Consider the following 14,603-nt stretch of genomic DNA (forward strand, 5'->3'; position numbering starts at 1 on the left):
CCGGCCGGCGCCCGTCGCCAGCCGGCCGTCTCAGTCCACGCGCCGCGTCATCCGCACCGCATGTTCGTGCGGATAGCGCGCCGCATGGAAGCGGCCCTCCCAGGTGTCCGCATCCAGGCGTTCGAGCTCCAGGTGGTAACTCTCCTGCTGGTCCGGGGTCGGGTTCCACACCAGTTCCACGCGTTCCCCGTCTGCGGCAAGCGCCACCGAATCCAGATCACCGCTGGCGCCGTCCAGCCCGGGCCCGCGGGCATTGCCCATCAGGAAATCGCCCTGCGCACGGGTCTCGCCACGGCCATGGAACACGCTGAAATACGCCAGCGGCACGTCACCCTCGACCAGCGCCGCACGCCACGAACCCTGCAGTGCACCGGCGGGCTGACCGCCCTTGCCGTACTCGGCATCCCGCCTGTCCTTCCCGGCGTCGTCCGGGTCGTCCGGGGCGGCATCCGGGGCCGCATCCGGGGCGTCACCTTCCTCCAGCCAGGGCGGGGGCGGACGCCGATCCACCGCCCACGCGGTGCGGATCTGCGCGTCCGGCCCGACGCTCAGGCGCTGCCAGATCGCCTCCAGCTCGTGGTCCATCAGGTCGCCGTCGCGCAGCAGGATATCCACGCTGCCCGGCTCCTCCAGCCCGACCTCCACCACCGCTTCGGCGAAGGGTTCGGCGAAGCCGACGCTCTCGCGGGCCTCCAGCTGTCCCGGCCGGGTATCCAGCAGGGACCCCAGCAGGAATGCCGGGGCCGGAGCGCCTTCCGGCGATGACGACAGCGATGGCGGGACGAAATCCCACAGCCCCTCGCCGTTGTCACGCCACTGCGTGACCCGGTCACCCAGCGGTTCGGGATCGGTACAGGCCTGCTCGAGGCAGCGGGCCTGTTCGATGGCCGATGCGTCCAGGCTCCGGCGCGAGGCCGCGACCACGTGCCCCGGGAACCCCTGGATCGGGCTCATCACCATGCGCCAGGAGACCCCGTCCCACGCCCCACCGTCGTTACCGTCGCCGGCGTCCTCGTCCGAAGGTTCAAAACGGTCGATCTGCACGAAATGCAGATCCCGCATCCGCCCGGGCGGACTACCCTCCATCCACTCGAAGCCCGCCTGCATCCGGTAACGCGCCGGTTCCGCCGGGCCCTCGTGGCCCTCCAGCAGCAGGACGGGCACGGTCCACGGCCCGGCCCGTTCGAACGGCCGCACCGATTCGCGCTGCTCCGGCGGCAGCCGCTCTCGCAACAGGTCCGGTATCTCTCCGCTCTCGACCCGGCAATACCCTTCCGCTGCGACGAAATCACGTGCAGCCTCGCCCATGTCCTGCGGCGGTGCGGCCACCGCGCCCCCCGCCGTCAGGCACAGGCCGGTAGTCAGTGCACCCGACGCCAGGCGTCGGCGCAGGCACCCCCGGACGGGGCGCTGTTCCGAATCCCTCATCTTCGTCCACTCCCTCACGCCAGTACCCGGCCATATTGGCCCAACTGGCAACGGCGCGCCCCGCATGATTGCAGGGGCCAGCACGGCCCTCCGGGAGGGTCCCGGTGAGCGAGGCCTATTCCCCGGCGACGGTCATCGACTCGATCAGGATGGAGCCGGTGCGGATGTTCCCGCGGTAGTCGACGTCGGACCCGGTGGCGACGATGGCACGGAACATGTCCTTGAGGTTGCCGGCGATGGTGATCTCCTCCACCGGATGGACGATCTCGCCGTTTTCCACCCAGAACCCGGCCGCGCCGCGCGAGTAGTCGCCGGTCACCGGATTCACGCCCTGACCGATCAGCTCGGTCACCAGCAGTCCGGTGCCCATCTCGCGCAGCATGCCCGGGGCATCCAGCGTCCCCGGACGCACCGTCACGTTGCGCGCCCCGCCGGCATTGCCGGTAGTCTCGCGGCCGAGACGCCGGGCGGCGTAGCTGTCGAGGGTGTAGCTGCGCAGCACGCCCTGTTCCACCAACGGCCGGTTGCGGGTCTGCACGCCCTCGCCGTCGAACGGTGCGCTGCCGAGCCCGCGCGGGGTCAGCGGGCGCTCCTCGATACGCATCCATTCGGGGAAGATGCGTTCGTCCAGGGCGTTCAGCAGGAACGAGCTCTCGCGGAACTGGGCCGGGCCGGAGATCGCGCGGGTGAAGCTGCCGATCAGGGTGCGCGCCATCTCCGGGGCGAACAGCACCGGGCAGCTGCGGGTGGAGAGCTTTTCTCCGCCCAGCCGGCGCACGGTGCGCTCCGCCGCCTCGCGCCCGATGTCCTCGGGGATACCCAGATCGGCGGCGCGGCGGCTGACGCTGTAGGCGTAATCGCGCTGCATGCCATCGTCGCCGCGCGCCACCAGGGCGCAGGAAAGCGAATGGCGGGTGCTGCGATAGCCGCCCATGAAGCCCTGGGTGTCACCGAGGAAGGCCATCGCGCGGCGGGTATTCACCGAGGCGCCTTCGGAATTCTCGATGCGCGACTCGGCGTCGAACCCGGCCTGTTCGGTGCGCTGCGCCAGCTCGGTGGCCTGCGCGATGGACAGCTCCCAGGGGTGATCGAGGTCCAGGTCCTGCCAGTCCACTGCCTTGAAGGCGATCGACGGCATGCCGGCATACGGATCCGGCTCGGTGTACCGGGCGATGCGGCAGGCCGCCTCGACGGTATCCAGCAGGGCCTGTTCGCTGAAATCGGTGGTCGACGCAGCTCCCTTGGACTGACCGAAGTGCGCGATCAGCGACAGGTTCTGGTCGCGTTCATGCTCCAGGGTCTCGATCTCGCCCTTGCGCACCCCCAGGTCCAGGCCCACGCTGTGGCTGACGACCACCTGAGCATCGGTGGCCCCCTGCTTCTTTGCCTCTTCCAGCGCCTGCTGCACGCGGGCGCGCAGGGATTCGGGGCTGTGCGAGAGCGCCTGGGCGGCGGCTTCCGGGGTCTCGACTGCGGGACGTTGACTCATGCGGATTCCGGTCCGTTTTCGATTTGGGGGAGAGAAAAACCACGGGGTCCGCGCCCGCCCCTGCCGGGGGCGGACCCGGACCCCGTGCGGAAGTCGGGCTAGACGCGGGTGCCGTGCTTGTGGACCGCGCCGACGTTACCCCAGCGCTCGAGGTCATCCACGTGCACGCCGACCCAGTAGAGCATGCCGACGCTGTCACGGGTCCAGCCACCGATCAGGTCCTGGCCCTCGCCCAAATTGACGTGACGGGCGAATTCCTCGGCCTTGTCGCGGGCCCGGAACACGTGCCACTGAACGACCTTGTCGTGGCCGTGCCCTTCGGGGAGGGAGCGTTCCTGTTCCAGAAAATCGGTATTCATGCGGCTCTCCTTTTCTTGCTGGCCAGATCCGGTCCGGTGACGCCCCGGACGATGCCGGGTCATGCCGCCTGGGTACCGCCCACCGTCATGCCGTCGATGCGCAGCGTGGGCTGGCCCACGCCAACCGGCACGCCCTGCCCCTCCTTGCCGCAGGTACCCACGCCGGGGTCGAGCTGCATGTCGTTGCCGACCATCGACACGCGGGTCAGGACATCCGGACCGTTACCGATCAGGGTCGCACCCTTCACCGGCCGCGTCACCTTTCCGTTCTCTATGAGATAGGCCTCCGAGGCCGAAAACACAAACTTCCCGGAGGTGATGTCCACCTGACCGCCGCCGAAATTGACCGCATACAGGCCGTCTTCCACCGAACCGATGATCTCTTCGGGATCGGCGTTGCCCCCCAGCATGTAGGTGTTGGTCATGCGCGGCATGGGCAGGTGGGCGTAGGACTCGCGCCGACCGTTGCCGGTGGTCTGCGTGCCGCTCAGGCGCGCGTTGAGCTCGTCCTGCATGTAGCCGCGCAGGATGCCGTCCTCGATCAGCACGGTTTCCTCGGTCGGATTGCCCTCGTCATCCACGTTGAGCGAGCCGCGGCGCCCGGCCAGCGTGCCGTCATCGACGATGGTGATGCCCTCGGCCGCGACCCGTTCGCCGATGCGTCCGGCGAAGGCGGAGGTACCCTTGCGGTTGAAGTCGCCCTCGAGGCCGTGGCCGATCGCTTCGTGCAGCAGGACGCCGGGCCAGCCCGGACCCAGCACCACTTTCATGCTGCCGGCGGGGGCGTCCACCGCCTCGAGGTTGACCAGCGCCTGACGCACCGCCTCGCGCGCGTAGGCGGCGGCCTGCCCGTTCTCGAGGAAATGGCGATAGCCGAAGCGGCCGCCGCCGCCGGAGCTGCCGGATTCGCGACGCCCGCCCTGCTCGACGATCACCTGCACGTTGAGCCGCACCAGCGGACGCACGTCGGTGGTGAGTTCGCCGCGCGCGTTGAGCACCATCACCACCTCGCGCGAGCCGGCCAGCGAGCACATCACCTGGGTCACGCGCGGATCGGCGGCACGGGCCTCGGCATCGACCTCCTTGAGCAGGTCGATCTTCTCCTGCTCGCCCAGGGAGTCGATGGGATTGTCGGGCACGTAAAGCTCGCGCGCGGGCGTACGCCCCTGCACCGCCACCCCGCCGCTCTGGCCCGCGCGGGCAATGCTGCGCGCGGTGCCCGCCGCCTCCAGCAGCGCGGGCATGGCGAGATCGTCCGAGTAGGCGAACCCGGTCTGCTCGCCGCGCACCACGCGGATGCCGGCGCCGCGCTCGATGTTGAAGTTCGCGGATTTGACGATCCCGTCCTCCAGCGACCAGCCCTCCTGGCAGGCGAACTGGAAATAGCAGTCACCGCCGTCGATCCCCTGGCCGAAAGTCGTTCCGACCAGGCGGGAGAGTTCGGATTCGCCGAGACCGGCGGGATCCAGCAGGGTCTGTCGGGCCAGGTTGTCGATCATGCATCCCTCGGGTTGGCTCGTTTTCGTCAGTATGAGGCTTGGGGCCCGGGCAGCGCTTTCAAGCCCGCGAGCGGCGGGGGCTCTCGCAACCCCCACGCGCTCCGGGAGGCTCACTCCGGAATGGCACAACCCAGACGCCGATGCGAGACAGTGGGGAACACGGTCCGCATGCGTTCCACCTCGCGGCCGTCGATCTCCCCCAGCAGGACCCCGGGGTTGCGCCCCAGCTCCCCCAGTACGCGACCCCAGGGGTCGATCACCGCACTGTGGCCCCAGGTCTCGCGACCGTTCACGTGAAAACCGCCCTGAGCCGCGGCCACCACGTACATCTGGTTTTCCACCGCACGCGCCCGCAGCAGCACCTCCCAGTGGGCCTGCCCGGTCTGCGCCGTAAACGCCGATGGCAGAGCGAGCCATTCCGCGCCCTGGTCCAGCAGCGCGCGGAACAGCTCGGGGAAACGCAGGTCGTAGCAGATCGCCAGTCCCAGGCGACCGGCGGGGGTGTCCACCGTAACCACCTCATCACCGGGCTGGTACACCCGCGACTCGGTATAGGCCTCGTTGTTGTCAGGCAGGTGCACGTCGAACAGGTGGATCTTGTCGTAACGGGCCGCGAGCTCGCCGCGGTCGTCATACACCAGGCAGGCCGAACGCACGCGTTCACCGTCGGGGGCCTGCAGCGGCACCGTCCCACCCACGATCCACACCCCCAGAGTGCGCGCCTGTTCGGCCAGGAAACGCTGCAGCGGGCCCTGACCATCGGGGGCCTCGGCGATGTCGAGGACATCGGTTTCCTGCATCCCCATGAAGGCAAAGTTCTCCGGCAGCACCAGTACCCGGGCTCCCTGCTCCGCCGCCTCGACCATGCGCCGGCGGGCATCGGCCAGGTTGGCCCGGGGCTGGGTCCCGGATGCCATCTGGATGGCGGCGACCGGTGTCATGCGCGTTCCTCGTGATTGTTCGAATTCATTATTGTTCGTTCTCCGCGGCTTCCACTCGGGCTTCCACCCGCGGCCGTTCCCACGGCCCGGTCACGCGATACTCCACCCGGGCCGCCTCTTCCATTTGATCGCCGATCCCCAGCACGCGTTCGAGCAGCAGTACCGCCGCCCCCGTCACCGGGCCGCCCAGCAGCGCCCCCGCGATCGGCAACGCCGTACGCAGGCGCGGCACGACCACGATTTCCTGGTCGTATTCGCGCGCCACGAGATCCGTATCTCCCCGCACCCGGATGGCGGCCGAGCCGGCTTCCAGGCGGAGCTCCGGCACGTGCAGCACGCCATCACGGAGTCGGGCAGTGCCTTCGAGTTCGCTGAAGGCCAGCCCCTCGACAAACAGGTCGCGAAAATCCAGACGCAGCCGCTGCGGCAGGAGGTCGAGGCTCACCAGGCCCAGCAGCCGTCCGGCGCCGGGCTCGACATCGGCCAGCTCGCCATCGCTCATGGCCAGCGCCATCTCGCCGGTGAGGCGCCGCAGCGACGGCCGGAACAGGGGCCCCGGCCATTCCAGTTGCACCACGCCGTTCCCGGCACCGCCCCGCAGGGCCCGACTCAGGCCCGTGGACTCCAGCCCCTGCCCCCAGTCGCCACCCTCCAGCTCGAACTGCAGCCGACTCTGCCCGCGACCCTCGGCATCCACGCGCCAGCCCCCGCTTCCGGATGCCCGAACACCCGGATCCGGGCTGCGGAGCACCAGATCCTGCAGGGCCAGACCATCGGAGTGGGGGACCAGATCCCCGCGGATGTCGGCGAAACGGTAATCCCCCAGGCGCAGGCTGTCGAGGGCAAGCCGCACCGAGGGCCAGTTGCGGGGATCGGTCAGACCCTCGACGACCGCCGGCTCCTCGAGGGACGGATCCCCGTCGGGTCCGGCGAATTCCAGCTCCGGCAGATCCACCCGTTCCAGCCCCAGCTGCAGATGGTCCCGCCGGTCGCCCATACCGTAGCGCCACCCCACGGTTCCCGCGAGCCAGTCCGAACGGCTTTCCACCTGCCAGCCCCCGAGGTCCCGCACCGCCCGGATCCGGGTTTCCGGAACGCTGAGGCCATCCCAGTGCAGGGCGTGGTCCACGCGCAGGATCAGGCGATTCAGCGGTACCCCGGTGACGGCTTCCTCCGCGGCATCGGTACCGGGGCCGGCGACCTGTACGTTCCCCGCCCACGGGGCGCCCTGCAGGGCATCGACCCAGGCGCGGGCATCCAGCTCGCCGAAATGCCCCTCCACTACGGCACCCTGCGAGGGCAGCCCGGGGGGATCCACCGTCGCCCGCCCCAGCCCCAGGGCCAGCGCCTGCAGCGCCGGCGGCTCCCCGACCCCGGTCTCCGCCAGGACCCGCACGCGTGCCCGCAGGGCATCCCCCAGCACCAGATCTCCCACGGCCGGGCGCTGGTTACCCAGCGGCAACGACAGCTCCAGCTCGCGTCGCTTCTCCTCGGTCTTGCCCACGGGTGCGGGCCAGTCGATGGAGGCCCCCTCCAGATCCGAACGCAGATCCAGGCGCATCCCGTCCATCCCGCCCCCCAGGCTCAGTTCCGCGTCCCAGTGGGCGCGGCCACTGGCATGGGCCGCCAGTTCGGGTATCCCCTCCAGCCAGGGCTCGAGCGGCTGCGGACCACGCAGCCCCAGCCGGGCGCGTTCGCCGTCCAGCGGCCAGTCGATATCCAGGGCCACCCGTTCGCCATGCACCCCTGCCTCCAGACCCTCGGCATGCACCCGGTCCGCGGTATCGAAACGGATCTCGCCGCGCAGTCCGTCCAGTGCGACCGGCCATTGCGGCACGTTCAGGTCCAGCCCCTGCGGCCGCAGCCGCCCGGCCACCCGCAGGTCATCCATGCGATCGCTGTCCAGCGGCACCAGGAGCTGCAGGTCCAGGCCCGCCGGGCCGGCGGCCTCGGCCCCGTCGCGCAGCTCCGCCAGTTCGTCGCCCAGCCCGGCCCGGCGCAGGTATGCGAGCAGATCCGCCGCGTTGCTGTCGGCCGACGCATCCAGTTCGAGATCGGGCTCGCCGGTCATGTCGGTCACGGTGACATCGCCGCGCGTGATGCGGGTGTCGAGGATGCGGGCCCGCGCACCCTCGGTGCGGAAGGCCTCGTTGCGAAACCACAGACGCCCCGCCAGTTCCTCCGCCGGCGGCCAGTCCTCCTGATAGTCCAGCACTCCGTCCTCGATATCGGCCCACAGATCGAACACGCCCTGGTGGTCCGCAAACGGGAATTCGCGCGGGCGACCCCGGTAGGCCATGCCCCCGCCGGTCCCCCGACCGTCGACGATGCTGCGCGCCAGCCATTGATAGGTGGTCGCCGGGAGATAGCGTTCGGGGAGATAGCGAGCGGCATAGGCCCCGTCGGCATGGTGAATGTCCATCGCCATGGCCAGCAGCGGCCCCTGCTCGTGACCATCCAGGCGCAGTTCTCCGCGCAGCGAAGCCGCCCCCTGCTCGGCCCGGACCTCCAGCCCCTCGCCGGTCACGGTCCAGTCGCCCGGCGCATGCCGCCGTGCATGCAGCTCGCCGCGCAGGCGGTCCAGCCACAGGATCTCGTCACCCAGCACGCGCGGGAACTCCGCACGCAGGTGTTCGCCATCGAACGTGGCGCCGGCCTCGTCGGTCTCCGCGTCCCACCATGCACGCAGATCCAGGCCACGCACCCCCGGCCAGTCGCCATCGGTGCGCAGACTGAACGAGCGCAGATCGAGCTCTGCTTCGCGGATCCGCAGACGGTCGTCGTCGCGCCGCGCCACCAGCGTGCCCTCCGCCAGGCGGCCGCGCGGACGCAGGCGCGCCACAGGGTCCGCCAGGGCGGGCGCCGCATGATCCAGCAAAGGCTTGAACGGGGCATAGACGTCGGCCTCCAGCCCGCGCGCGGCCAGCTCCAGCCGGTCCACCACGGCGCCGTGCGCCCCCGTCTCCAGGCGATAGCGCATGCGCAGGTCACCGGAACCGGGCCGCGTGCCGGTCCAGGCGGAGCGGTGCCAGGCATCGTCCACGTGCCAGTCGAAGCGGTGTCCGAGTTCGCGCTCGCGCGCGTCCTCGTCGCCGTTCATCCGGGTGGTATGGAACCCGCGCAGACGGGTGAGGCGACCGTCTTCCAGGTCACCCCAGATCCGCGCCCCGCTGGTGCCGTCGATCGCCGGCAGGCCGAGATACGCCAGCCAGGGTGCCCAGTGAGCGATCTCCAGGCTCTGGCCCTCGAGGAAGAACCGGGCATCGCGGGCGGCGGACGCCGGGATCCGCACGCCCAGTTCGAAACGACCGGCGGCCTGCGGGTCGAGGGCGCCCGCCAGCCGCAGCAGGCCGTCGCCATCCGCGGCGCTGCGAAAGCTCAGACGCTCCAGCCGGGCGGCCGACGTAATACCGGCAACGCGGTCCTCCCACACCAGCGAGATCGCCTCGCCATCGAACTCCGGCCAGGCCTCCAGCGCATGTTCCAGCACCGCGCCCTCGCCGGTGCCCATGGTGTGGCCATGGAAGGTGACCCGCCCGTCCGCCTGGCGGACCAGACGGGCCTCCATGCCGATGACCTGCAGCCGCAGGCGGGGCGCCCACGCGCGCAACGACGCCACCGGGTCCAGGGTGGCCCCGACCCGTTCGACCTCCAGGGGCTCGGCCTCGCCCTCGACCATGTGCACCCCGCGCACCACCAGCTCGGGGGTCCAGCCGCGCCAGCCCAGCTCCACCGACTCGGCCCGCACCTGCATGCCGGAGGTTTCGGAAGCGGCCGTTTCCAGGCGTTCGTGCAACCCGTCCCAGTGCGGCAGGAACAGCCGCAGGCCCAGCAGCACGAGCACCAGCAGCAGGACCACGACAAGCAACGCAGGCAGCAGCACCCGAGCGATCGTGCGCAGCCTGTTCCAGGCGTACCCGGTTCGCTCCGCTGCATTCACGCTGGAAGACCTCCCGTCAGACAAACACGACGTCGAACTGCTCCTGGGTGTAGAGGGTTTCGACCTGGAAACGGATGGGGATGCCGACGAAGCTCTGCAGCTCCGCCAGGCTCGCCGACTCCTCGTCCAGCAGCAGGTCGATCACGCTCTGCGAGGCCAGCACCCGCAGTTCGCGGGCATCGTACTGGCGCACCTCCCGAAGGATCTCGCGAAACAGTTCGTAACACACGGTTTCGGCCGTCTTGAGATACCCCCGGCCGCCACAGGTGGGACAGGGCTCACACAACTGGTGTTCGAGGCTGTCGCGGGTGCGCTTGCGGGTCATTTCCACCAGTCCCAGCGGCGACACGTCGCAGATCTGGGTCTTCACGTGGTCGCGTTCCAGCGCCTTCTCCAGCGCGCGGATCACCTGGCGCTTGTGCTCGTCATCCTGCATGTCGATGAAATCGATGATGATGATCCCGCCGAGATTGCGCAGGCGCAGCTGGCGACCGATGGCCTGGGCCGCCTCCAGGTTGGTCTTGAAGATGGTCTCCTCGAGCTTGCGGTGGCCGACGAAGCCGCCGGTGTTGATGTCCACCGTGGTCATCGCCTCGGTCTGGTCGAAGATCAGGTAGCCGCCGGATTTCAGCTCGACCTTGCGCTCCAGCGCGCGCTGGATCTCCTCGTCGATGTTGAACAGATCGAAGATCGGCCGCTCGCCGGGGTAGTGCTCGATGCGTTCGGTCAGCTCCGGCAGATAGCGCCGGGAGAAATCGACGATCTTCTGGTAGGTCTCGCGCGAGTCGATGCGGACCCGTTCCAGGTCCACCCCGACCATGTCGCGCAGGATGCGCTGAACCAGCGGCAGGTCGGCGTACACCTCGGTCCCGGCCGGCGCGCTGCGCGCGGCTTCCTGCAGGCTGTCCCAGATCTTCTTGAGGAACGCGGTGTCGGTACCCAGGGCCTCGTGGTCCGCCAGCTCCGCCGCGGTACGCACGATGAAGCCGTGCTGCGGGGCCAGTTCGTCGCGCAGGGCCTCGACCTGTTCGCGCAGGCGGGCACGCATGGCATCGTCCTCGATCCGCGTGCTGACCCCGACGTTGTTCTGGTTGGGCATCAACACCAGGTGACGGGCCGGCACGGTGATGTAGGTCGTCAGGCGCGCGCCCTTGGAACCCATCGGGTCCTTGGTCACCTGCACCAGCAGCTCCTGCCCTTCGTGCAGCAGATCGCGGATCGCTTCGCTTCCCCGCCCCTCGTCCTCGTTGCGCGAGATGACGTCCGAGGCATGCAGAAAGGCGGTGCGGTCGCGACCGATCTCGACGAACGCGGCATCCATCCCCGGCAGCACGCGCACCACGCGCCCCTTGTAGATGTTGCCGACGATGCCCCGCTGACGCGCGCGCTCGATGTGCAGTTCGGTCAGCACGCCGTTCTCGACCAGGGCCACCCGGCTCTCCTGGGGCGTGACGTTCATCAGCAGTTCGGTTCCGGTCATGCGGGATCTTTGGTCGGCGTGTACGAAAAAGGAACGCGACTCCGCCTCAGGCGGAGTCGCGCGCGGGGATCGCTGCGGCAGGATCCGCATCCCCGTCGGACGGCGGCGGATCGCCCGGCGGCGATCCGGGTGGCAGGGACCGCGGCCAGGACTTGATCACCGCATGCACCAGGGTGGCCAGCGGGATGGCGAAGAACACGCCCCACAGGCCCCAGATCCCGCCGAAGATGAACACCGAGGCGATGATCGCCACCGGATGCAGGTTAACCACCTCGGAAAACAGCAGCGGCACCAGCACGTTGCCATCGAGAAACTGGATCACGCCGTAGGCCACCAGCACCCAGGCGAACTCGGAACTGAAGCCGAACTGAAAATACGCCACCGCCGCCACGGGTATGGTCACGACCGCGGCACCGATGTAGGGGATGATCACGGAGATGCCGACCATGAACGACAGCAGCACCGCGTATTCCAGCTGAAACCAGTTGAACGTGGTGAAGCTGACCACCCAGACGATCAGGATCTCGATGAACTTGCCACGCACGTAGCTGGCGATCTTCACGTTCACCTCGCCCCAGACCTCGCTGGCCAGATGGGTATCCCGAGGCAGGAAACCCCGGATCCAGCCGAGGATCTGGTCGCGGTCCTTGAGCATGAAGAACACCATCAGCGGAACCACGATCAGGTAGATCACCACGTCCACCAGATGGCGTGCCGACGCCAGCGAGAAGGTCACCACCTGCTGCCCCAGCTGGGTGGCCTCGGCACGGATCGCGCCCATCAGCTCGAACACCTGCTCGTCGGTGATCAGCTGGGGGTAGCGCTCCGGCAGCTGCAGCAGCAGTTTCTGCCCCTCGGAGATCATGCCCGGCAGCTCGCGCACCAGCTGGGTCACCTGCTGCGACATCAGCGGCACCACGCTGAACAGTGCGGCCAGCGTGGCCAGCAGTGCTCCCAGCAGCACCAGTATCACCGCGAGGATGCGCGGCACCCGCAGGCGCTGCAGCTTGGCCACTGCCCCTTCCAGGAGATAGGCGATGATCACGCTCGCCAGCAGCGGCGCCAGGATGCGCCCGGCGAACACGATGATCAGGAACCCGGCCAGCAACAGCATGGCCAGGATCACCACCTGCGGATCCGTGAAGTGCCGCCGGTACCACTGGCGGAGCATGTCGATCATGACGTCGGGCTGTCCTTGTCGTTACCGTCGCGATGCGGGTCCTCGGCCTGCACCCTGGCCTGATAGTGCGACCAGAATACCGTTTCCAGTTCGTCGATGACCTCGCTGGCCTCGCGCCCCTGCATCACGTGCTGGGCCATCAGGGACGAGGCCTCGTTGAGCAGCTTGCCGCGGTCCAGCATGTAATAGGTGGCGGTCAGCCGGCGCATCGCCTTGATCACCGACTCGCCCTCGGGCCGCGGGATGGGCTCGGGTTCCGGCACGCCGGCCGGCTCGGGTTCGGACCCCGCGGCGATGTCACCGGACTCCTCGCCCGCGCCATCGCCCTGGGATTCGAGGAAACGCGCGAATTTCAGCAGGCTCGTCCGGTCGGCTTCGGACAGGCGCGCGGCCACCTCGGCGATGGCCTCGGTGGTCACATCACGCTTGCGCCCGCCCTGGCCTCCGGCCAGGACCTGTCCGAGATCCCCGGGCAGGCCGGCGTCCGTCGAGCCCTTCGGCGGGATCATCCATCACCCTCGATCTGCAGGCTGAACACGGGCATCTTGCGCCGCTCCTGCATCAGCGACAGCTGCTTGACCAGGGCGACGAGCAGTTCGTCGGTAACCTGCTGCATCTGGTTCCATTCCATGCGCGCCTCGCCGAGCAGTTCGCCCATGTTCGGCGGCGGATTGTGGTCGCCCTCCATCAGGATATCCTCGAGCATCCCGGGCTTGGCCTCCGGACGGAACAGCATGCCATAGGTCAGCTCGTCGGGCCGCACCATCAGCCACTGGCCATCGTCATCCACCATGATCGGCTCCAGACCCTCGGGCAGCTCCACCGAGCCGTGGTGCAGCTGCAGCACGCGGTGGCCGTCCACCGCCTCGGCCACCGGGTCACCCTCGCCGGCCGCGGTCTTGTGGGCGGTGGTGAAACGCGCCACGTAGGGCGGCTCCTCGCTGGCCGTACCGCCGGCCTGCTCGGCCACCAGCAGTCCGCCCATGCCCAGCCCGACCACCGGGCGCTGCGAGCGGCGGAAGATGTCGATCAGGGACAGTTCGTCCGGGACCTGCGGGTTGTTCTCGCGGTCCGCCGTGGGCCAGGCCCCGCCCAGCAGCCACAGGCCGTCGAACTGGGCCGCCGACCCGGGCAGGTCCTGCCCGACGAAGGGACGGTAGTAGGAGAATCCAATGTCGCGTTTTTCGAGCTGGGCCTCGATCAGGGCCAGGAACTCGGAATAGGTGTGCTGTACTACGCAGTAGTTCTTCATCGCACTTTGTCCTTATTTGGGCATGTCGGGGCCGGGCCGGCAGTAGTCCTGCAGGAACTGCTTGAGCACCTCCAGCGTCGGCACCCGGAATTTCTGTCGCGCATGGACCAGCGAGATGGGCCGTTCCAGCGCGGGATCGAGCGGGATCGCCGCCAGTTCGCCCAGGGCCAGTTCCTTGGCCACCACGGCCTCGGACAGCACCGAGACCCCCATACCGGCGGCCACGGCCCCCTTGATGGCCTCGGGGCTGCCCAGTTCCATGCAGCCGCGCAGGGCGTTGCGGTCGTACCCGGCCTGCCCAAGGTACTCCATGATGACCTCGCGGGTCCCGGAACCCTCCTCACGGCATATGAATGGGGCGTCGATGAAGGCCTCCACCCCGACACTGTCGTGTCCGGCGAGCGGATGGTCGGGCGGTACGATCAGCTGCAGACGGTCACTGAAACAGGCCTGCACCTCCAGACTGCGATGGGTCACCGGCGCCTCAACGATGCCCAGGTCCACGCTGCCTTCCTCGACCATGCCCACCACCATCCCGGTGTTGCCCACCCGCAGGCGGATGCCGATCTCCGGATGCGCACGGCGAAACGCCCCCAGCAGCGACGGCAGCATGTATTCGGCCACCGTGGTGCTGGCGCCGATCACCAGGGCCCCGGCGGCCCCCTTCAGCTCGCGCAGGGCGGCCTCCATCTCGCCGTAGGTATCGAAGATCCGCTCGGCGTAACGCCGCACCAGTTCCCCGGCTTCGGTCAGGGCCACCCGGTTGTGGTTGCGGTCGAACAGCCGCGCGTCCAGCTGCTCTTCCAGCTGGCGGACCTGAAAGGTGACCGCCGGCTGGGTCATGTGGAGGATCTCCGCGGCGCGGGTAAAGGACAGCTGCCGCGCCACCGTCAGAAACACCTGCAAGCGTCGATCGGCCATCGGCCCCGTTCACCCCTGTCGCGCCGGAAACCGGCATGCTACCAGTGCCACTGCCCGCGCGGCACATGCCGGCGCAGGGATCCCGCTTGCATCCGCTGCAGCAATACTCCAGAA

11 protein-coding genes are annotated in these 14,603 nt (G+C 69.0%); all 11 read right to left on the bottom strand.

The features are described from left to right. Positions 1-30: 30 nt before the first annotated feature. Positions 31-1,308, bottom strand: a complete 1,278-nt coding sequence (locus B1A74_RS06120) for a hypothetical protein (protein ID WP_077244115.1) — start codon at positions 1,306-1,308, stop codon at positions 31-33. A 235-nt stretch (positions 1,309-1,543) separates the two neighbouring features. Continuing rightward, complete coding sequence (pmbA, locus tag B1A74_RS06125; protein WP_077244089.1) at positions 1,544-2,917, bottom strand: metalloprotease PmbA; 1,374 nt, start codon at positions 2,915-2,917, stop codon at positions 1,544-1,546. A gap of 98 nt (positions 2,918-3,015) precedes the next feature. Next, positions 3,016-3,276 (bottom strand): hypothetical protein, encoded by a 261-nt coding sequence (locus tag B1A74_RS06130; RefSeq protein WP_018946516.1) that lies wholly within the window; start codon positions 3,274-3,276, stop codon positions 3,016-3,018. A gap of 59 nt (positions 3,277-3,335) precedes the next feature. Then, on the bottom strand, positions 3,336-4,775 hold the full coding sequence (tldD, locus tag B1A74_RS06135; RefSeq protein WP_077244090.1) for a metalloprotease TldD: 1,440 nt from the start codon (positions 4,773-4,775) through the stop codon (positions 3,336-3,338). A 110-nt stretch (positions 4,776-4,885) separates the two neighbouring features. After that, entirely contained in the window at positions 4,886-5,716 is an 831-nt protein-coding gene (locus B1A74_RS06140) for a carbon-nitrogen hydrolase family protein (protein ID WP_018946518.1), read from the bottom strand. A gap of 28 nt (positions 5,717-5,744) precedes the next feature. Beyond that, a complete protein-coding gene (locus B1A74_RS06145; RefSeq protein WP_279625489.1) occupies positions 5,745-9,656 on the bottom strand; it encodes a YhdP family protein in 3,912 nt (1,303 codons plus the stop codon). Positions 9,657-9,672: 16 nt separating this feature from the next. Then, a complete protein-coding gene (rng, locus tag B1A74_RS06150) occupies positions 9,673-11,136 on the bottom strand; it encodes a ribonuclease G (RefSeq protein WP_077244091.1) in 1,464 nt (487 codons plus the stop codon). Between the two features lie 46 nt (positions 11,137-11,182). After that, positions 11,183-12,316, bottom strand: a complete 1,134-nt coding sequence (locus B1A74_RS06155) for an AI-2E family transporter (RefSeq protein ID WP_077244092.1) — start codon at positions 12,314-12,316, stop codon at positions 11,183-11,185. Next, on the bottom strand, positions 12,313-12,825 hold the full coding sequence (locus B1A74_RS06160) for a hypothetical protein (RefSeq protein WP_077244093.1): 513 nt from the start codon (positions 12,823-12,825) through the stop codon (positions 12,313-12,315). The genes B1A74_RS06155 and B1A74_RS06160 overlap by 4 nt, the downstream gene beginning before the upstream one ends. Further along, positions 12,822-13,568, bottom strand: a complete 747-nt coding sequence (locus B1A74_RS06165) for a type 1 glutamine amidotransferase (RefSeq protein WP_018870130.1) — start codon at positions 13,566-13,568, stop codon at positions 12,822-12,824. Before B1A74_RS06165 ends, B1A74_RS06160 begins: the two co-directional genes overlap by 4 nt. Positions 13,569-13,580: 12 nt before the next feature. After that, positions 13,581-14,489, bottom strand: a complete 909-nt coding sequence (locus tag B1A74_RS06170) for a LysR family transcriptional regulator (protein WP_018946523.1) — start codon at positions 14,487-14,489, stop codon at positions 13,581-13,583. Between the last annotated feature and the right edge of the window lie 114 nt (positions 14,490-14,603).

Source organism: Thioalkalivibrio halophilus, assembly GCF_001995255.1.
Classification (GTDB): domain Bacteria; phylum Pseudomonadota; class Gammaproteobacteria; order Ectothiorhodospirales; family Ectothiorhodospiraceae; genus Thioalkalivibrio; species Thioalkalivibrio halophilus.

Bases quoted from the DNA above. Each gene is read 5' to 3' on its own strand.
- B1A74_RS06130 (WP_018946516.1), bottom strand. From the start codon at position 3,276: ATGAATACCGATTTTCTGGAACAGGAACGCTCCCTCCCCGAAGGGCAC.
- B1A74_RS06155 (WP_077244092.1), bottom strand. From the start codon at position 12,316: ATGATCGACATGCTCCGCCAGTGGTACCGGCGGCACTTCACGGATCCG.
- tldD (WP_077244090.1), bottom strand. From the start codon at position 4,775: ATGATCGACAACCTGGCCCGACAGACCCTGCTGGATCCCGCCGGTCTC.
- B1A74_RS06120 (WP_077244115.1), bottom strand. From the start codon at position 1,308: ATGGGCGAGGCTGCACGTGATTTCGTCGCAGCGGAAGGGTATTGCCGG.
- rng (WP_077244091.1), bottom strand. From the start codon at position 11,136: ATGACCGGAACCGAACTGCTGATGAACGTCACGCCCCAGGAGAGCCGG.
- B1A74_RS06165 (WP_018870130.1), bottom strand. From the start codon at position 13,568: ATGAAGAACTACTGCGTAGTACAGCACACCTATTCCGAGTTCCTGGCC.
- B1A74_RS06160 (WP_077244093.1), bottom strand. From the start codon at position 12,825: ATGATCCCGCCGAAGGGCTCGACGGACGCCGGCCTGCCCGGGGATCTC.
- B1A74_RS06140 (WP_018946518.1), bottom strand. From the start codon at position 5,716: ATGACACCGGTCGCCGCCATCCAGATGGCATCCGGGACCCAGCCCCGG.
- pmbA (WP_077244089.1), bottom strand. From the start codon at position 2,917: ATGAGTCAACGTCCCGCAGTCGAGACCCCGGAAGCCGCCGCCCAGGCG.
- B1A74_RS06170 (WP_018946523.1), bottom strand. From the start codon at position 14,489: ATGGCCGATCGACGCTTGCAGGTGTTTCTGACGGTGGCGCGGCAGCTG.